Source organism: Parabacteroides faecalis, from assembly GCF_022809355.1.
GTDB classification, from domain to species: Bacteria; Bacteroidota; Bacteroidia; order Bacteroidales; family Tannerellaceae; genus Parabacteroides; species Parabacteroides faecalis.
The window spans coordinates 1-17,724 of record NZ_JAKZMM010000066.1 but is presented as its reverse complement, the minus strand read 5'-3'; the positions used below and the strand labels follow the sequence as shown (position 1 = coordinate 17,724).

Here is a 17,724-nt window from a genome sequence, read left to right as displayed (position 1 = left end):
CTGGAGATGCACCTTATAGTAGGCTACCGCTGACGGAACAGCGGGTTAAATCATGCAACTAATATCACTGTTTAACAATCAATTACGCGACTTTACAGGTCACACCCAGGTTTTGTTCAAATTTAACATGATGGTATAGCTTGCTTCGTATGCGTCAGAGATGTCTGTCATGAACTCCGGATTGATGGGATTGCAGCGGTGTGAGCGGTGCGGATCATCGAAGTTGATGACGTAAAAATGCGGCTTTACCTTGTATTTGTCCATATTGTGCAATAAGGTATTGTAGGCAATGGTGGAAAGGTCATCAAATTTATAATCATAGATATAGACACTGAAACCTTTGGATATCATCTGTTTGATGTAGTTGTTTACCACTGCATATGATTTACCGGATCCCGGTGTTCCCAATACGATGGTCGCGCGGAAAGGATTGACCACGTTGATCCAGCCGTCGTTGAGCTTGCCGCCATACTGGAATCTGGTGGGTAGATTGACCGAATATTCATTCTCCATCAGCCTTGTTTCCTGCATGAAGGATTCGTTTTCCATATTAAATACGTCCTCCATAAGGTTATACCTGTAAAGTCTGCTGATCCACAGTCCTGACATGAGCAGGCATAGATAACCGGCTGCGAGTGTCACTACATACAGGGCAGTAATCGCTTCGTGCGGAAAAGGCATGTCAAGCAGCCACCAGTTCATGAAAAACAGAACCGCCCCGGCAGTAAGTACCGCCCATATACGCTGCCATGTAATCTTCTCACCCTTGACTCCGATAGTACCCATACAGGATATGGCCAGCAGAAGAACTGCCATCAGTTTTGTCCAAAGGATACAGCTGAATATACCGGTTGTCCTGTCAAAGTTCATCAGTATCCGGTCTATGACATCCAGATTTAGATGCCAGGCACTCATACTGGGATAGCAGTACACATAAACGTGGACTACCAGAATAAAAATACTGACTGCCCTGCCGAATTCCATAATCTTGGCAAGGGCTCTCAAATCGTCTTCCTGTTGCATAATGATGTAGATGATTGTGGGGGAATCCGTTGTTCCCTCTGTTGTTGACTCATATTGATTGATCAGATACCGCGTGATTTGCGCTTCTGCGGTTTCTTTTTCCGTTTCATGCGGCGACGGAACGCTTCTTCCTCGTAATCGACTGCCGGATTTGCCTCAAAGGAGAAAATGCCTGACGCCTGTTCAAGCGCACTGTTTTCTTCCATACGGTGACCGTACCGTTTCCAAAGTTCCTCCGGACCGGACTGTTGTCTGTCCTGCCAGGGTATTCCTTCCCACCAGTTGACAAGGCCGTTGAATACGTTGGCGGAAAACTCCTTTCCCATACGTGAACCGTTGAATGCCTCACGACGTTCATGGTCTATGAATGTGACACCGTAGATACGTCCGGTATCGTTCCTTCGGAATATCACATCAATGTGCTCCTGTTTCAGCAGTTCCCTGAATTCCTGTTCCGATTTTGCGTTACGCATGGCCCATACGACCTTGCCGGATATGGCAGGAGCCCATCTGCCTTCCTTGAAGTCCTGTGTATGCCGTAACATACGTTCGGACAGTCCCGTATTTCCGAAACGCTTGCCGAACCTTGCACTTTTTATCGGAGGGCTGACCACTTTCCCACTATCATCTGTAGCCGAATAGATGATACCCGTATAGGGTGTTCCCTTGTATTCGCCCCGAACCTGGCGGGCTTCAATGTTCAGTGTGGAAAGCAGTGCGGAATACTCTCCGAAAGTCTGGAAACGGTAGCTTTCCAGTACGGCCTTCAGTGTGTTTCCTATCTGATGGCGTATATTCCCCTGTGAGACATCCACCTTTTTCAGTTCCGCTTTCGGATTCCGTCTTTCCGTATCCGCACTGTTACGCAGTCCGAATTCATGTTCCAGTTCCCGGCAGGCTGTCATTGAACGGCGGTGCTCATAGGAGTCATTGATTTTCCTTCCTTCATCGTCAATGCATACACTCACGATATGTACGTGCGTGTTGCAGGTATCTCCATGTCTGTACACGATGAACGGCTGGTCACCATATCCCATTTTCTGCATGTATTTTTCTGCCAGTTCCGCCAGCCTGTCATTGTCTAGCCTGTCTTCCGGTGCCGGACTGAGGGCGATATGCAGAACCGGCTTGTCTGTCCTCCTGTTTGCCGTCATATGGTTTTCAAATGAAAGGAGAGCCAGACGTATGTCCTCGCTCGGCAGTCCCGGGCGGTCAGAAATCATCCGATGTCCTGACAGGATTTCCGCCGTTCCCTGAAATACCTTTTCATGGTTATAGGACAGTGCCCCGTAAAGGCTTGTCCCGTGACTTATCTTTGCAACCATTTCTGTTCATATTCTTTGGTTAATGCCATAATCTGCTTGTTGAGCAGTATCAGTTCCAGGGTAGCCTTTTCAAGTTTGTAAAGCAGGGACATCGCTCTTTTGTCCCCGAAATTTTTCTGTACGGCCCTTACGACCTGATTATAGTTGTTGCCTATTGCCTGGAATTGTCTGTAAAATTCCCCGAGCCGAATGTAATAGTCCATGGAAACTTTGTCCACCTTGATTACCTTCAGCTGTTCTGAAAAGATTGATTTCTTGATAAAGATTGTCCTGTCCCTTGCTCCGGATTCCAGAAACAGTTTTTCAAATCTGCTTTTTTCCTGCGCGTTCAGACGGAAATTGTACTTGTAGTCCGCCGGATCAGTCTTTGGTTTTCTGCCTGTCCTTCTTGCCTGTTTTTTCTCCATGCTTTTCTGCTTTTGGGTTATATTGCTTTCTCCGTCAGATTTTCCGACTTTGGAGGAAAATCCCCTGACCGTGAGGGAGGGCAAGTTGGTTTTTGTATGGCAGAAAACTTTCTGTCGTACAAAAACACAACTTGCTCTGTTCGTTTGAACAGAGAATCCACCTCCGGCGGATTGCTGCGCGACGTGAGCGGCGTGCTGCTGTCCGTCAGAAGATGTTGCAAGCCGTCTATCGGTTCTGACTTTGCAAAATTATGGCCGTGTAAACAGTTGTGAAATAGTGGATTGTATGACATGTAACGACGTCTGATGACATCTGATGTCATGGTATTAGTTACATATTACCTGTATGATTGAAAGACCTTATTTTTGACATAGATTTTATTGTAACAAAGTGTTGCGATAATAAGATGTGATTGTAAGGAAACCATGTTATAACATGGCAATAATGTGTTGAAATATTGATATGATAACATAACAACATAATGTTATAACAATATGTGAATGTGTTTATGTAGTATTATGTTCTTGTAATGTCCTCTCATTATAATCCTATCATATAATGTCAGTAGATTAATGCTTTAATGTAAAAATGCATTGTTGCTATGCTATGTCATTATAGGGAAATAATGACATAAGGATACATTAGTGTGATACTGTATAATTATAAGAATGCAATATCTGAAAATGAATCTGAATATTAACCCCAAAACAAAGAAAGTATGAACAAGCGTCCGATTCTTGTCGCCTTCAGTAATCAGAAAGGCGGTGTGGGTAAGTCCACGGTAACAGTAGTACTTGCCAGTTATTTCAATTATGTAAGAGGTCTGAAAGTTGCTGTCGTTGACTGTGACTATCCCCAGTTCAGTCTGGAAAAACTAAGGGGAAGAGATTTGAAGAACCTTGAGAAAAGCGAGTATCACCAACGGCTTTTCTGCCGCCAGTTTGAGGACGGTTCCCGAAAGGCCTATCCGATTGTTACTTCCACGCCGGAGTCAGCCGCAGAGATTCCCGGCAAATTGGAAGGTGATTATGACCTGATATTCTTCGATCTTCCCGGAACGGTGAACTCCCGTGGTGTATTCGAGTCCGTCATGAACATGGATTTTATTTTCACTCCCATTGTAAAAGACCGTATGGTCATGCAGAGCAGCCTTTCCTTTGTATCGACCGTTCAGGATTTTATCGGACAGCATCCGGAAGCTCCCCTAAAGGACATACGTTTATTCTGGAACCGTATGGACAGCCGTACTTCCAAGGAACTGTATGTAATGTATAATGCAATAGTGCTCCGTATGGGTTTGAAGGTCCTTGAAACCGTACTTCCGGATCTTGAACGCTTCAACAAGGAAATGACACCTTCTTCCAGGCAGCATTTCCGCTGTACTCTTCTTCCTCCTTCCGAATCATTATTGAAAGACAGCCGCCTTGAAGCGTTTGCTCAGGAGATGGAACGTATCATATTTCCGGGATAAGAACTATGGCAAAGAAAAGAGAAATATTCAAAGTGGATGAGGATGTCCTAAAGGACATGATGGCCAGTGAATCCATCTCCTGTGGCAAGTCTGGGGGCGATGTCGGTGGAAATGTTGTTTCTGCTGCAGAAAAAGGGAAAAATGTGGCGGAAGTAGAGAAACTGGAACAGGAAAAGTCCCGCAAAACGATACGTGCTGACCCTGGATTAGAAAAGAAGGTGGAGATGTATAGGGAATTGTTTTTGGACAAAAGAAAGTCGGTACACCGGAAACAAACCTATATCAGCTATGATATGTATTGCAAGCTGGCACGTATCCTTCCTCTTTTAAGTGATGACATGAGTGTGCCTGCTTTTTTAGATAATGTGTTGGCACACCATCTTGAGACTTACAGTAAAGAGCTCGGCGAGCTGTTTCGCCGTAAAACCCAAGAACCATTCTGATATGGAAGAATTAATATACCTCTGTGTACGAATTGTCTGTATAAGTTATTTGTTGTACTGCGTGTATGGCTGGAGAAAACATATTGAAATTATTTGTACTTTGCTTTATGCGAAACCTGTTTCACAAAAGGAAAAGAAAGAAGCTGCTGGAACGGAATCTGCGGTTTCAGATGCAGAAGTGATGGGAAGTACCCGTTATGTCTATCTGGACGAGAATGCCGGGAAGACTGCCGCTCCCTTCATGAGCCAGCCACTTGAAAGGAATTTTATCGGTGAAGAGGAGGACGTGCAGCAGGAAGACGTGGAATGCAACCTTCAGCTGGAAAAGATGAAACTCCTGCAGGAAGTCCAGGAAGACCTTGATGCGGAGTCTCCCGAAGTGGAATCCGTATCACCTGTTCTGTCCAGCAGGGACATGGAAGTACTCGGCGAATATCTGACACATCAGGATGAAGCCGACCATGAGAAGGCCATGCAGGCAGCTCGTGTCCTGTTCTCCATCAGGCAAACCAGCCTGATTGATGTGTTCCTTTCCAATATGGAAAATTCCGCGATTGTAGAGGAACTGATAGACAGGTTTCTTGATGAGGACGGCAATCCCAAACCGCTTAAAGTAAAGGATGGGAATGAACCGTCTGACAACTGGCGGAAATATATCTGACACCGATATATTCAGGCATCCCGGAAATCTTTTCGGGATGCTTTTTTATGTCTGTAAGGCTTCCTGAATGACATCTGATGACATCTGGTGACACCTGATGATGGTGTTGTATCACAGCGGTTTAAGCCTTATATATTTGCAGTCGAATTCAACATTTATGTCAAACTCCAAAATGATTCGACAATGAAGAGAAGAATCCTATTTTCAGTATTGTGTGCTGGCAGCGGCAGGTGCCTTCGCACAGGGACAGGGTCTTGCCGGCATCAATGAGGCTACCAGCCTTATGACTTCGTATTTCGATCCGGCCACCAAATTGTGTTATGCCATCGGAGCCGTACTCGGTCTGGTCGGCGGTATCAAGACGTATGGCAAGTTCAGCAGCGGTGACCCGGATACGTCCAAGACTGCGGCAAGCTGGTTCTTCGCCTGCATCTTCCTGATTGTGGCCGCCACCATTCTCCGTTCCTTCTTCCTGTAAGCCATGGATTACCGTATCAACAAAGGAGCAGGCCGTCCGATTGAGTTCAAGGGCTTGAAATCACAGTACCTGTTCTTTTTTGCCGGAGGCCTTGTATCGGTCTTTCTTGCGGTGGTTGTCCTGTATATGGCCGGTGTCAGCCAGCTGGTATGCCTGTCTTTCGGGGCGGTATCCGGTACCCTGGCCGTATGGCTGACCTTCCGCATGAATGCCCGCTACGGTGAGCACGGGCTGATGAAGATGCTGGCCGAAAAACGCCATCCGCGCTATTTGTTAGCCCGTCGCAGAATATTCAGAGCATTAACCAAAAAGAAGAGAAAGAAATGAGAAGTGTATTGAAGGCCTGTGATCTGGAAGACAGATTCCCGATTCTGGCCGTGGAAAACAACTGCATCGTAAGCAAGGATGCGGACATTACGGTAGCCTTCGAGGTCGAGCTGCCTGAACTGTACACGGTGACGGCGACGGAATACGAAGCCATTCACGGTACCTGGGTAAAGGCCATGAAGGTGCTTCCCAATTATTCGGTCGTGTACAAGCAGGACTGGTTCGTCAAGGAAAACTACCGGAGCGAAGGAGACGGGACGGAAAGTTTCCTGTCCCGCAGCTATGAGCGTCATTTCAACGAACGCCCGTATCTCAGACACCGCTGCTTCCTGTATCTGACAAAGACTACACGCGAACGTGCCCGCCGCCGCAGTGATTTCAGTACCCTGTGCCGCGGCTATATCCTTCCCAAGGAAATCATGGACTGGGATTCGGTCGTGAAATTTCTGGAGGCGGTGGAGCAGTTCGAGCGTATCATGAACGATTCGGGGCATGTCAGGATGAAGCGTCTCAGAACTGAAGAGGTTATCGGAACGGAAGAATGTCCCGGGCTGATTGAAAGATACCTGACTCTCGGTATGGAGGACACGCACCCCGTATTACAGGACATCTGCCTTGATCCGGAACGTATGCGCATCGGTGACAAACGTCTTTGCCTGCATGTGCTTTCCGATACGGAAGACCTTCCCGGCAGTGTGGGCACGGACATGCGTTATGAGCGCTTGTCCACTGACCGTAGCGACTGCCGTCTTTCGTTTGCGGCTCCGGTAGGACTTCTGCTTTCATGCAACCATGTCTATTCGCAGTACGTGTTCATCGATGACGCGCAGGAAATCCTGCAACGCATGGAAAAGACTTCACGCAACATGCTGTCCCTGTCGAAATACAGCCGCAGCAATGCCGTGAACTATGAATGGGCAGAAATGTATCTGGACGAGGCGCATACGAAAGGGCTTGTTCCGGTTCGGTGCCACTGTAACGTACTGGCCTGGGCGGAAGACGAGGAAGAGTTAAGGCGTATCAAGAACGATACCGGCAGCCAGCTTGCCCTGATGGGATGCGTACCCCATTACAACACGATAGATACCCCGGTGCTGTACTGGTCTGGTATTCCAGGCAATGCGGGCGATTTTCCGGCTGAGGAAAGTTTCTATACCTTTCTGGAACAGGCTGTCTGCCTGTTTGCTTCGGAAACGAATTACCGCAGTTCGCCCAGCCCGTTCGGTATCCGTATGACGGACAGGCAGAGCGGCGTACCGCTTCATCTGGACATCAGTGACCTGCCCATGCGCAAGGGAATCATCACCAACCGCAACAAGTTCATACTCGGTCCCTCCGGCAGCGGTAAATCCTTCTTTACGAACCACCTTGTCCGCCAGTATTATGAACAGGGTACCCATATCCTGCTGGTGGATACCGGAAACAGCTATCAGGGACTTTGCAGCCTGATTCATGACCGGACACATGGCGAGGACGGTATCTATATCACCTATGAGGAGGACAATCCCATCGCCTTCAATCCGTTCTATACGGATTCCGGGGAATTTGACGTTGAAAAGCGTGAAAGCATCAAGACACTGATACTCACACTCTGGAAACGTGAGGATGAAGCCCCAAGGCGTTCGGAAGAAGTGGCCCTTTCGGGAGCGGTGAACGCATACATCCGCAGGATAACGGAAAACAGGGATGTCAGACCCGATTTCAACGGATTCTATGAGTTTGTGCGTGATGACTACCGCCGGATGATTGAGGAGAAGAAAGTCCGTGAGAAGGATTTTGACATTGACGGTTTCCTGAACGTGCTGGAACCGTTCTACCGTGGCGGTGATTATGATTTCCTGCTTAATTCGGACAAGGAACTGGATCTTACCAACAAGCGCTTTATCGTATTTGAACTGGACAATATCAGCGGAAACAAGGTACTTCTGCCCGTGGTCACGCTGATAATCATGGAAACCTTCATCGCCAAGATGCGCCGTTTGAAAGGCATCCGCAAGATGATACTCATTGAGGAATGCTGGAAAGCCCTGATGTCCGCCAATATGAGTGAGTACATAAAGTATCTCTTTAAGACCGTCAGAAAATATTTCGGGGAGGCTGTCGTGGTCACCCAGGAAGTGGATGACATTATCAGTTCCCCTGTCGTGAAGGAAGCTATCATCAACAACAGTGACTGCAAGATTCTTCTTGACCAGCGGAAATACATGAACAAGTTCGACCATATCCAGCGGCTTCTCGGACTTACCGACAAGGAACGCGGACAGATCCTGTCCATTAACCAGGCCAACCATCCCGGACGTTTCTACCGTGAGGTCTGGATCGGTCTTGGCGGTACCCACTCGGCCGTGTATGCCACGGAAGTCAGCGATGAGGAATATGCCGTATATACCACGGAAGAGTCGGAAAAGCTGGAATTGCAGAAGCTGGCTAAGGAACTGGGCGGAAATCTGGAACTGGCCGTGAAACGCATTGCGGAAATGAGAAGGGAAAGGAAAAGGTCAAACGGTAAAGCATAACGGTTATGAATGACAGTTTTGAATCGGATGAAAGAAAGCGTAAGGAGACAATCGAATGTCTCTACTGGTCCCTGATGAACGGATGGGACATACCGAAGGAGATCCGTGAACATTACGGATTTTCAGAGGACTATGAACTGTACCACCGGCTTGAAAGTATGGAACCGGAAGATTACAGGGAAAGAAGGCTCAGAGGCGAGATACCTGATGCCGTGGAGGTCGATGTAAGACTGACACATGCTGTGGAGAAGGTCTTCGAGCGGCTTTGTTCCCCTCCTCCCGTACAGTATCTCGACAAGCTGTACGGGGAACTGGAAAAGCTGGGAGGTTTCATCGCCAACCCGAAGAATATTGACAGCCCTTTCATTAATTCCGGTTTTCTCATGAAATACGGCATTGACCGGAATTCCCCGGATGAAATCAAACGGCAACAGGCAGAAAAGGCCTATAAGGAACTTTATGCCAGGTTTGAAACCATGGTCGGCCTGAAGTCCCCAAACAAAAAGGACGACAACGCTATCCGCAAGGAATGCCGGCAGCCAGCCTGTAAAGAAAGGCTGTCCGGAAAAGCCCGCATCCCGGTCAGTCCGAAGCCAAAAAGACGCAAGATGGGGCTTTGAAAAATTTAGTAAAACAAGACAACATCATTAAAAAAGACAAGACATGAAAAACAGACAGTTGTACAGACTGGCCGCCTGCCTGATCGGGGCGGCATCACTGCTGCTGCAGAGCTGCAGTGAGAGCAGGTTTAAGGACTGTGACCGCCTGTGCGGTTCATGGAGCAGTGTGGAAGGCAAGCCCGATGTTCTTATATATAAGGAAGGGGACGCCTACAAGGTGACGGTCTTCGCCCGCAGCGGAAAGACACGGAAGCTGAAGCCGGAAACCTATCTGCTGGTGGAAGAAAACGGTAACCTGTTCATCAATACCGGCTACCGCATAGACATCGCCTACAATGAGGCGGCTGACGTATTGACCTTTTCTCCGAACGGTGACTATGTAAGGAAGGAGGTACGTCCATGAGAAAAAGACTGCTGCTGCTTTGTGCAGGAACCTTTTTTCTTGCCGGACAGATACGGGCACAGTGGGTGGTGACCGATCCGGGAAACCTTGCCCAGAGTATCATCAACATGTCGGACAATATCGTGCATACCTCTTCAACCGCGACAAGTACCGCCCAGAATTTTGCGGAGACGGTGAAGATATACCAGCAGTACAAGAAATACTATGATGCCCTGAAGTCCGTCAACAATCTGGTGAAGGATGCCCGTAAGGTCAGTGAGATTATCCTGATGGTCGGTGACGTGTCGGAAATCTACGTGACCAATTTCCAAAAGATGCTGGGTGACGAGAACTTTTCTCCCGAAGAGCTGGATGCCATCGCTTTCGGTTATACCAAACTTCTGGAAGAGAGCAACGGGGTGTTGCAGGACCTCAAGCAGGTAATCAACGTCAGCACCCTTTCCATGACCGACAAGGACCGTATGGACGTGGTGGATGACTGTTATGCCAGTATGCGCCGTTACCGCAATCTCGTGAATTACTATACGAACAGGAATATAGCCGTGAGTTTTCTGCGTGCCCGCAAGAAGAATGACCTTGACCATGTCCTGAAGCTCTATGGCAATGACACCTCCAAATACTGGTAGCCTATGGTATTGTTATCCGTGGATTTCTCGAATCTCCATACCATTCTGGAGAGCCTTTACAATGAAATGATGCCCCTTTGTGAGGATATGCTGGATGTGGCCAAGGGACTTGCCGGACTCGGTGCCCTGTTCTATGTGGCCGTCCGTGTCTGGCAGTCGCTTGCCCGTGCCGAACCGATAGACGTGTATCCGCTTCTGCGTCCGTTTGCGATAGGCATCTGCATCATGCTTTTCCCGACCCTGGTACTCGGAACGATGAATACGGTGCTGAGTCCGATTGTGCAGGGAACCCACAAGATGCTTGAGGGGCAGACGATGGACATGCAGCAGTACCGTGAGCAGAAGGACAGGCTGGAACGTGAAGCCATGCTCCGCAATCCGGAAACGGCCTATCTGGTCAGCGATGAGGAGTTTGACCGTCAGCTGGACGAGCTCGGATGGTCGCCCGATGCCATGGCAACCCGCATGGGCATGTATATGGAAGTGGGCATGTACAATCTGGAAAAGAATATCCGGGATGCCTTCCGCAGTCTGCTGGAACTGCTTTTTGCCGCGGCATCCCTGCTTATAGATACGGTAAGGACCTTTTTTCTGGTTGTATTGTCCATCCTTGGTCCCATTGCTTTTGCCTTCAGTGTGTGGGACGGTTTCCAGTCCACGCTCAGCCAGTGGTTCACACGTTACATTTCCGTCTATCTGTGGCTTCCCGTGAGTGACCTTTTCAGCTGTATGCTGGCCAAGATTCAGGTGCTCATGCTGCAGAACGACATCCTGGAGCTCCAGAACAATCCGAACTATTCGCTGGACAACTCCAATTCGGTATATGTGATCTTCATGCTGATAGGTATCATCGGATATTTTACCGTGCCGACCGTGGCCGGATGGATTGTGCAGGCAGGCGGTGCCGGAAACTACAACCGCAACATCAACCGTACCGCGACCAAGGCCGGAGGATTTGCAGCCGGTGCCGCAGGTTCCGGACTGGGAAATATCGGAGGGCGTCTGCGTGGAAAATAAACAGAACAGGAACATAAAAATCATGAAAACAGATGGAATTCAAATCACTGACCAATATTGAAAGCAGTTTCAGACGGATACGCCTGATGCTTGCGGTCTTTGTCGGATGCTGCACGCTTGTGACCGTCTTTGCCCTGTGGAACTCATACCGCTTTGCGGAGAAACAGCGTGAGAAAATTTATGTACTCGATGGCGGCAAGTCACTGATGCTTGCCCTTTCGCAGGATCTTTCACAGAACCGTCCGGCTGAAGCCAGGGAGCATGTAAGAAGGTTCCATGAGCTCTTTTTCGGGCTGTCGCCACAGAAGGATGCCATTGAGCACAATATCAACCGTGCCTTGCAGCTGGCGGACAAAAGCGCCTATCATTACTATGTGGATTTTGCCGAGAAAGGATATTATAACCGTCTCATTTCCGGTAATATCAATCAGGTGGTACGGGTGGACAGCGTGGTCTGCGACTTTTCCGGATACCCCTACAGGGCCAGGACGTATGCCCGCCAGATGATTATCCGTGAGAGTAATGTGACGGAACGTTCGCTGGTGACTGACTGCCAGCTTCAGAATACGTCCCGTTCCGATGACAACCCCAACGGCTTTATCATCGAACATCTGACCATACTGGAAAACAAGGACATAAGGAGCGTAGAGCGATGAAAAGGAACCTGACGAGACAGGCGGACCTTCAACTCAGGAGGTTCTGCCACAGACTTACCGTTAAACAGCGCAAGGCCGTTCTCTGGATACTGTTTGTCCCGTTTGCCGCCGCATGTGTCTATACGGCATGCAGACCGTTTATAGGCAGTAAGAACCAGGAGTCCGGAATGGAATTTATGGAAAAGGATTCACTCCGTATGGAGTTCATTCAATCTATTGTAAGAAATGGAGAAAGAAAAAGTCAAGAAAGTAATGGAACGGCTGATGAAACCGTTCAGGCTCCGGTCCTCAAAGGACAGGAAGCCGCTGAGTGAGGAACAGAAACGCAAACGCGCCGGATTTGTTGTGTATCCTCTGATGTTCCTGCTGTGTCTGGGAAGTTTCTATCTGATATTCTCACCTTCCGGGCAGGAACGGGAGCGGCAGGATAAAGGACAGGGATTCAATACGGAAATCCCTTCTCCCGAGGACAGCCGCCTGGAAGGAAACAAGAAGGATGCCTATGAAAAGGCTCTGATGGAACAGGAAAGCAGGAAAAGGAAGACATTCTTTGAAGCTGCGGAGTCCATGTTTGCCAAAGAGGAACGGAAAGACAGTGTCCGTCTTCCCGATAACATTCCACCGGAGAGGCAAACAAACACGGAAACGGAAACAGAAAAAGGCAATGCCGGACCGGTCAGTTCCTCGGCCGGAGCCTACCGTGAGATGAACCGTACGCTGGGAAGCATCTATGAACCGCGGACCGATCCGGAAAAGGAAAGGCTTCTGGAAAGGATTGAGGAACTGGAGCGTATGCAGCAACAGCAGCAGAAACAGGAGCCACTGTCAGGCATGGAGGAAAAGATGGCCCTGATGGAAAAATCCTACGAACTGGCCGCCAAATACAATAACCGTCAGGCAGTGGAGACTCCTTCTCCCGTCAGAAAAGCGGAGGACAAAAAAGCCATACCGGTGAAACAGGTTCACAATGAGGTGGTATCCTCGCTTTCCAGACCTATGAGCGACGAAGAGTTCATATCCGCCTTTTCGGGAGAACGCAATGCCGGTTTCAATACGGCTGTCGGCCGGAAGACAGTAACGGAAGGCAATACCATTGCTGCCTGTGTACACGGTACGCAGACCGTATCCGACGGACAGGCCTTGCGCCTGCGGCTTACCGAGCCCATGTCTGTTGCCGGACGTTTCATACCGAAAGGGACCGTACTGGTAGGTGGCACACGCATACAGGGTGAACGGCTGGAAATCATGGTCAATGCCGTGGAATACAAGGGAACTATCCTGCCGGTGGAGCTGGAAGTCTATGATCTGGATGGACAGCAGGGAATCCTGGTGCCGGGTTCACTGGAATATGACGCTGCCAGAGAGATTGCCGCCAACATGGGAACCTCGATGAACAGTAGCATCAACATTTCCACCGATGCCGGGGCGCAGATTGCCTCTGATCTGGGAAAAGGTGTAATACAGGGCGTTTCCCAGTACATATCCAAACGGATGCGTACGGTAAAGATTACTTTGAAGGCCGGACACCGGGTTCTGCTCCATTCACCGGAGAAATGAAATACAGGAAACTATGAAAGAAAAGACAACCATTAAACAAAAGCACATGAAGAAGATTCTGATGATGTTTGCCCTTTTGCTGGGCGTATCGGCTGCCTGGGCGCAGCAGAGTAGCGGTGATTATTATGAGGGGCTGACCCGCAAGATCGGTTTCAGCCAGATGATTCCGCCGCACGGACTGGAAATAACGTATGACAAGACCGTCCATGTCATTTTCCCGGCTCCGGTCAAGTATGTGGATCTCGGTTCTACAAACCTGATAGCCGGCAAGGTCGACGGTGCCGAGAATGTAATCCGAGTAAAGGCCACGACACGCAATTTCAGGGAGGAAACCAATATGTCTGTAATAACCGAAGACGGGAACTTCTATACATTCAACGTGAAGTATGCCGACGAGCCGCTGCTGCTGAATGTGGAGATGTGTGATTTCATCCATGACGGAGAATCGGTGAACCGTCCCAACAATGCCATGGAAATCTATCTGACCGAGCTGGATAACGAGTCACCCCGTCTGGTACGTCTTATCATGAAATCCGTGTATGAGAATGACAAGCGCCGTATCCGTCATATCGGCTGCAAGCGTTTTGGTATCCAGTATCTGCTCAAAGGGCTGTACACCCATAATGACCTGCTTTATTTCCATACCCAGGTAAAGAACTCCTCGAATGTGCCCTTTGACGTGGATTTCATTACGTTCAAGGTGGTGGACAAAAAGGTGATGAAGCGTACGGCCATGCAGGAGCAGGTGATTTATCCGCTGCGTGCCTATAATTATGTGACACGTGTAAACGGCAGGGATTCGGAATGCACGGTATTTGCCCTTCCCAAGTTTACGATACCGGACGACAAGAAACTGGTTGTGGAGATGTATGAGAAACAGGGCGGCCGTCACCAGAGTTTTGAGGTGGTCAACGAAGACCTGGTGCGTGCGGAAACCATCAACGAACTGAAGGTACGATGAGAACAAAAGTATTGTATATGCTGGCATTGCTGCTTGTCCTTTCCGTAGGGCAGGCAGACGCCCAGCGGATTCTGCCAAGGATGCAGGGTGTGGAAATGCGTGGAGGTATGGCTTCCGATAACGGATACTATATGGGAATGACACTTTCAAGTTATGCCAAAGGCGGGAACAAATGGGTATATGGAGCGGAATACCTGCATATGAAACACGGTTACCGTCATGTGACCATCCCTTCGGCGCAGTTTACGGCAGAAGGCGGATATTACCTGAATTTCCTTTCCGATGCGGGAAAAGTGTTCTTCCTCAATCTTGGAGGATTGGCACTGGCCGGATATGAGACGGTAAACTGGTCCGATAAAAAACTCTATGACGGGGCCACTCTGAAAAACGGCGATGCCTTTGTGTACGGCTGTGCCCTGACGCTGGAGATGGAACTGTACCTTGCCGACCGTGTGGCATTGACGGCTTCCTTGCGTGAGCGTTTCCTGTGGGGCGGAAGTCTCGGACATTGCCATACCCAGTATGGAATCGGCATTCGTTTTATGATAAATTAGCGGGTTATGGAACTGGAACAGATTAGACGGATTTCTCTTGTCGGTTTTCTTGAAGATCTGGGGCATATGCCTGTATCCCGTAAAGGAAATGATGTCTGGTTCAGATCCCCTTTCAGAAATGAGAGAACCGCATCCTTCAAGGTGGATACGCAGCGGAATGTCTGGTTTGATTTTGGTCTCGGAAAGGGAGGTGACATCTTCCATCTTGCCGGAGAACTGACCGGAAGTGCCGATTTTATGGAGCAACTGGAGTTCCTTTCTGGGGAATCCGGCATCCTTCCCTTACGACCTTTACAGGAACGTAAGAAGATACCCCGCGTTTCTGGATTCGAGGACGTGAAAGTGGCGGAACTGAGTCATAAGGCATTGAAAGCTTATTTGAAAGAGAGAGGCATTGATCCGGCCATAGCCGGGAGATTCTGCAAGGAAGTGGCATACGGAATACGGGACAAACGGTATTTTGCCATAGGCTTCATGAACCGGAGCGGCGGTTATGAACTGCGTAACCCGATGTTCAAGGGATGCATCTCTCCCAAGGACATTTCCTGTGTGTCCCTGTCTGGAAAGAAAAATGATACGTGCTGCGTGTTTGAAGGATTTGTGGATTTCCTTTCGGCATTGGTATTGCGGACTGTGACGGACGAGGACTGCCTAGTGCTGAACTCTGTATCCAATCTGGAACGGTCGTATGCCGTTCTGGAGGGTTACGGCAAAATCCGGTGCTTTCTTGACCGTGACCGGGCCGGGATTACCGCACTGGAGAGTTTGAACATACATTTCGGGAATAAGGTTACGGACTGTTCCGGTCTGTATGATGGATTTAAGGACTTGAATGAATATCTGACAAAAACAAAGGAAAACAAATGAAGACAGAAAAGAATATGAGAAAAGGATTTGGACTGGCAGGCAAGATTGCCATGTTCTGCATGGGTCTGGTCAGTTTTATACTGACTTCGTGTGAATCCGAGCTGGAAATCCAGCAGAGTTATCCGTTTACCGTGGAAACAATGCCAGTTCCCAAGGAATTGAAAAGGAATGAAACGGCGGAAATACGATGTGAACTCAAAAGTGAGGGCGATTTTGACGGTACGGTCTATACGATCCGTTATTTCCAGTATGACGGGGAAGGTTCCCTGAAACTGGACAACGGTCTTGAATTCAAGCCGAATGACCGTTATCTGCTGGAGAACAGGAAGTTCAGGCTGTATTATACTTCACTATGTGACGAGGCGCAGAACTTCATTGTCGTTGTCGAAGACAATTGGGGAAACATGACAGAAATGGAATTTGACTTCAACGATGCAGGTGATGAAGAAACAGGTACTGTGGAAGATTCATTGTCAGTTCAGGAAGGAGGTGCCTTATAATAACCGTAAGACTTCTAGGGTCAGTACTGCCATTGGTGGTACTGGCCATGACGGTAACTTCTTTGCGGTCACAGGAGAATGTGGAAGACTCACGTTGGGAAACGGCTGTCAGGTGTATCAAAAAATACGAAGGATGGCATGGTCTGGAACATCATCCGTATGTTGCATACGGTCACCGTATCAGAAAAGGGGAAAAGTTTCCCGCCAGATTGACAGAAAGTGAGGGAGACTGTATTCTGAGATTTTGTTTTTATAATTAAACAGACTTATTTGACCTCAATTTATCTGAAAAAATAACATTTTGGGAATAAAATTAGTAAATTTGCTATTGATTAAGGGTGCAGCATAATATTCTCTTACTCATTTTTTATATTAGTAGGTTTATATTATTAAGCGGATGATTATTTTGGTTTAAATTTATATAGATTATTGATATGTTAATTAAATCTGTAACACTTAAAAATTTTCGTGGCTATAGAAATGAAACTACAGTTCTTTTTTCTAGTTTGACAACTTTTGTAGGTCGTAATGATATTGGAAAATCTACAATACTTGAGGCTTTGGACATTTTCTTTAATGAAGGGAAAGGATGTGTTTCCTTGGATAAGGAAGATATAAACAAACAAGCCTCTAATGAAGGTGACGATGAAGTGATAATTGCTGTAGAGTTTTTTAATTTGCCAGATAGTTTAATTATAGATGAAAGTAATAGAACAACACTTGCTGCTGAATATCTTTTAACAGAATCCAATACATTAAAGATAGTTAAAAGATATCCAAGGGCTGGAAAGGAAAAAGTTTATATTAAAGCTAAACATCCAACAAATCCAGCTTGTTGCGATTTATTGAGCAAAAAAATTACAGATCTTAAAGTAATATTAAGTAGAGAGGACATAGAATGTGAAGATCAAACAAGAAAAGCTGTTATACGCGCAGCAATATGGAATCACTTTGCTGATAATCTTAATTTAGAAGAAAAGGAAATTGATGTAACGAAAGAAGACGGAAAGACGATTTGGGAAAGTTTGAAAAAGTTTCTTCCTGTATATTCACTATTTCAAGCTGACCGAAGTAATAATGATCATGATAAAGAAATACAAGATCCTTTAAAAGAGGCTGTAAAATCAATACTTAAAGAGGATAATGTGGCTCAAATGTGTCAACGAATAGCAGAACATGTTACAACGAAATTGCAAGAAGTTGACTATGCCTAAATTTACTTTACACTTTTTTGATACGTTACTAAAAAACTCTACAGATAAAATAAGTCTTACTAAAAGGCTTTACATATTACCTTTGCAAAGATAAAAA

19 protein-coding genes and 2 pseudogenes are annotated in these 17,724 nt (G+C 47.5%); 18 read left to right on the top strand and 3 right to left on the bottom strand.

Translation table 11 applies throughout. The features are described 5' to 3' along the window. Nucleotides 1–102: 102 nt before the first annotated feature. The 3 genes and pseudogenes from MUN53_RS16910 to mobA all read right to left on the bottom strand — a co-directional run. A pseudogene (locus MUN53_RS16910) lies at nucleotides 103–1,023 on the bottom strand (YWFCY domain-containing protein); the annotation flags it as partial. A 62-nt stretch (nucleotides 1,024–1,085) separates the two neighbouring features. Continuing rightward, nucleotides 1,086–2,348 carry a conjugal transfer protein MobB gene (mobB, locus tag MUN53_RS16905; protein WP_243326575.1) on the bottom strand — a complete coding sequence of 421 codons (1,263 nt, stop codon included), beginning with the start codon at nucleotides 2,346–2,348 and terminating at the stop codon, nucleotides 1,086–1,088. Then, on the bottom strand, nucleotides 2,333–2,755 hold the full coding sequence (gene mobA, locus MUN53_RS16900; protein ID WP_032584188.1) for a conjugal transfer protein MobA: 423 nt from the start codon (nucleotides 2,753–2,755) through the stop codon (nucleotides 2,333–2,335). The genes mobB and mobA overlap by 16 nt, the downstream gene beginning before the upstream one ends. 719 nt (nucleotides 2,756–3,474) lie before the next feature. On the opposite strand from mobA, the gene MUN53_RS16895 reads away from it, so the two are divergent. From MUN53_RS16895 to MUN53_RS16815, 18 genes and pseudogenes are all read left to right on the top strand, one after another. Next, on the top strand, nucleotides 3,475–4,227 hold the full coding sequence (locus MUN53_RS16895; RefSeq protein ID WP_243326574.1) for a ParA family protein: 753 nt from the start codon (nucleotides 3,475–3,477) through the stop codon (nucleotides 4,225–4,227). Nucleotides 4,228–4,232: 5 nt separating this feature from the next. Further along, a complete protein-coding gene (locus MUN53_RS16890) occupies nucleotides 4,233–4,670 on the top strand; it encodes a DUF3408 domain-containing protein (protein WP_243326573.1) in 438 nt (145 codons plus the stop codon). Nucleotide 4,671: 1 nt separating this feature from the next. Further along, nucleotides 4,672–5,331: a DUF4122 family protein gene (locus tag MUN53_RS16885; protein WP_118308670.1), complete on the top strand. Its 660-nt coding sequence runs from the start codon at nucleotides 4,672–4,674 to the stop codon at nucleotides 5,329–5,331. 214 nt (nucleotides 5,332–5,545) lie between these two features. Beyond that, nucleotides 5,546–5,809 carry a DUF4134 domain-containing protein gene (locus MUN53_RS16880; protein WP_243326572.1) on the top strand — a complete coding sequence of 88 codons (264 nt, stop codon included), beginning with the start codon at nucleotides 5,546–5,548 and terminating at the stop codon, nucleotides 5,807–5,809. Nucleotides 5,810–5,812: 3 nt separating this feature from the next. Then, a complete protein-coding gene (locus MUN53_RS16875) occupies nucleotides 5,813–6,136 on the top strand; it encodes a DUF4133 domain-containing protein (RefSeq protein WP_243326571.1) in 324 nt (107 codons plus the stop codon). Continuing rightward, complete coding sequence (locus tag MUN53_RS16870) at nucleotides 6,133–8,652, top strand: TraG family conjugative transposon ATPase (protein ID WP_243326570.1); 2,520 nt, start codon at nucleotides 6,133–6,135, stop codon at nucleotides 8,650–8,652. The genes MUN53_RS16875 and MUN53_RS16870 overlap by 4 nt, the downstream gene beginning before the upstream one ends. Nucleotides 8,653–8,657: 5 nt before the next feature. Next, entirely contained in the window at nucleotides 8,658–9,272 is a 615-nt protein-coding gene (locus MUN53_RS16865; RefSeq protein WP_118308672.1) for a hypothetical protein, read from the top strand. A gap of 43 nt (nucleotides 9,273–9,315) precedes the next feature. After that, nucleotides 9,316–9,675 (top strand): DUF3876 domain-containing protein, encoded by a 360-nt coding sequence (locus MUN53_RS16860; RefSeq protein ID WP_004294975.1) that lies wholly within the window; start codon nucleotides 9,316–9,318, stop codon nucleotides 9,673–9,675. Continuing rightward, nucleotides 9,672–10,301 (top strand): DUF4141 domain-containing protein, encoded by a 630-nt coding sequence (locus MUN53_RS16855; protein ID WP_243326569.1) that lies wholly within the window; start codon nucleotides 9,672–9,674, stop codon nucleotides 10,299–10,301. Before MUN53_RS16860 ends, MUN53_RS16855 begins: the two co-directional genes overlap by 4 nt. Before the next feature lie 3 nt (nucleotides 10,302–10,304). Beyond that, nucleotides 10,305–11,318 (top strand): conjugative transposon protein TraJ, encoded by a 1,014-nt coding sequence (gene traJ, locus MUN53_RS16850; RefSeq protein ID WP_004294973.1) that lies wholly within the window; start codon nucleotides 10,305–10,307, stop codon nucleotides 11,316–11,318. 32 nt (nucleotides 11,319–11,350) lie between these two features. Then, nucleotides 11,351–11,974 carry a conjugative transposon protein TraK gene (gene traK / locus MUN53_RS16845; protein ID WP_004326315.1) on the top strand — a complete coding sequence of 208 codons (624 nt, stop codon included), beginning with the start codon at nucleotides 11,351–11,353 and terminating at the stop codon, nucleotides 11,972–11,974. Nucleotides 11,975–12,199: 225 nt separating this feature from the next. Continuing rightward, entirely contained in the window at nucleotides 12,200–13,531 is a 1,332-nt protein-coding gene (gene traM, locus MUN53_RS16840; RefSeq protein WP_374956565.1) for a conjugative transposon protein TraM, read from the top strand. 46 nt (nucleotides 13,532–13,577) lie between these two features. After that, on the top strand, nucleotides 13,578–14,492 hold the full coding sequence (gene traN, locus MUN53_RS16835; protein WP_118308699.1) for a conjugative transposon protein TraN: 915 nt from the start codon (nucleotides 13,578–13,580) through the stop codon (nucleotides 14,490–14,492). After that, the gene (locus MUN53_RS16830; protein WP_243326568.1) at nucleotides 14,489–15,046 is read left to right on the top strand and encodes a conjugal transfer protein TraO; all 558 of its coding nucleotides are present in this window, start codon (nucleotides 14,489–14,491) and stop codon (nucleotides 15,044–15,046) included. The genes traN and MUN53_RS16830 overlap by 4 nt, the downstream gene beginning before the upstream one ends. A 6-nt stretch (nucleotides 15,047–15,052) precedes the next feature. Beyond that, nucleotides 15,053–15,913, top strand: coding sequence for a toprim domain-containing protein (locus MUN53_RS16825; protein ID WP_243326567.1), 861 nt, complete (start codon nucleotides 15,053–15,055; stop codon nucleotides 15,911–15,913). Beyond that, a complete protein-coding gene (locus tag MUN53_RS16820; RefSeq protein WP_243326566.1) occupies nucleotides 15,910–16,413 on the top strand; it encodes a DUF3872 domain-containing protein in 504 nt (167 codons plus the stop codon). The genes MUN53_RS16825 and MUN53_RS16820 overlap by 4 nt, the downstream gene beginning before the upstream one ends. A 47-nt stretch (nucleotides 16,414–16,460) precedes the next feature. Continuing rightward, nucleotides 16,461–16,655, top strand: a pseudogene (locus MUN53_RS18325) (glycoside hydrolase family protein); the annotation flags it as partial. A 192-nt stretch (nucleotides 16,656–16,847) separates the two neighbouring features. Then, on the top strand, nucleotides 16,848–17,627 hold the full coding sequence (locus MUN53_RS16815; protein ID WP_243326565.1) for an AAA family ATPase: 780 nt from the start codon (nucleotides 16,848–16,850) through the stop codon (nucleotides 17,625–17,627). The last annotated feature ends 97 nt before the right edge of the window (nucleotides 17,628–17,724 follow it).

Excerpts from the sequence above, each read along its gene's own strand:
- MUN53_RS16855 (WP_243326569.1), top strand. The coding sequence starts at position 9,672 with ATGAGAAAAAGACTGCTGCTGCTTTGTGCAGGAACCTTTTTTCTTGCC.
- MUN53_RS16860 (WP_004294975.1), top strand. The coding sequence starts at position 9,316 with ATGAAAAACAGACAGTTGTACAGACTGGCCGCCTGCCTGATCGGGGCG.
- MUN53_RS16885 (WP_118308670.1), top strand. The coding sequence starts at position 4,672 with ATGGAAGAATTAATATACCTCTGTGTACGAATTGTCTGTATAAGTTAT.
- MUN53_RS16870 (WP_243326570.1), top strand. The coding sequence starts at position 6,133 with ATGAGAAGTGTATTGAAGGCCTGTGATCTGGAAGACAGATTCCCGATT.
- MUN53_RS16820 (WP_243326566.1), top strand. The coding sequence starts at position 15,910 with ATGAAGACAGAAAAGAATATGAGAAAAGGATTTGGACTGGCAGGCAAG.
- MUN53_RS16875 (WP_243326571.1), top strand. The coding sequence starts at position 5,813 with ATGGATTACCGTATCAACAAAGGAGCAGGCCGTCCGATTGAGTTCAAG.
- mobA (WP_032584188.1), bottom strand. The coding sequence starts at position 2,755 with ATGGAGAAAAAACAGGCAAGAAGGACAGGCAGAAAACCAAAGACTGAT.
- traN (WP_118308699.1), top strand. The coding sequence starts at position 13,578 with ATGAAGAAGATTCTGATGATGTTTGCCCTTTTGCTGGGCGTATCGGCT.
- traJ (WP_004294973.1), top strand. The coding sequence starts at position 10,305 with ATGGTATTGTTATCCGTGGATTTCTCGAATCTCCATACCATTCTGGAG.
- MUN53_RS16825 (WP_243326567.1), top strand. The coding sequence starts at position 15,053 with ATGGAACTGGAACAGATTAGACGGATTTCTCTTGTCGGTTTTCTTGAA.
- MUN53_RS16830 (WP_243326568.1), top strand. The coding sequence starts at position 14,489 with ATGAGAACAAAAGTATTGTATATGCTGGCATTGCTGCTTGTCCTTTCC.
- MUN53_RS16890 (WP_243326573.1), top strand. The coding sequence starts at position 4,233 with ATGGCAAAGAAAAGAGAAATATTCAAAGTGGATGAGGATGTCCTAAAG.
- traM (WP_374956565.1), top strand. The coding sequence starts at position 12,200 with ATGGAGAAAGAAAAAGTCAAGAAAGTAATGGAACGGCTGATGAAACCG.
- mobB (WP_243326575.1), bottom strand. The coding sequence starts at position 2,348 with ATGGTTGCAAAGATAAGTCACGGGACAAGCCTTTACGGGGCACTGTCC.
- MUN53_RS16815 (WP_243326565.1), top strand. The coding sequence starts at position 16,848 with ATGTTAATTAAATCTGTAACACTTAAAAATTTTCGTGGCTATAGAAAT.
- MUN53_RS16895 (WP_243326574.1), top strand. The coding sequence starts at position 3,475 with ATGAACAAGCGTCCGATTCTTGTCGCCTTCAGTAATCAGAAAGGCGGT.
- MUN53_RS16865 (WP_118308672.1), top strand. The coding sequence starts at position 8,658 with ATGAATGACAGTTTTGAATCGGATGAAAGAAAGCGTAAGGAGACAATC.
- traK (WP_004326315.1), top strand. The coding sequence starts at position 11,351 with ATGGAATTCAAATCACTGACCAATATTGAAAGCAGTTTCAGACGGATA.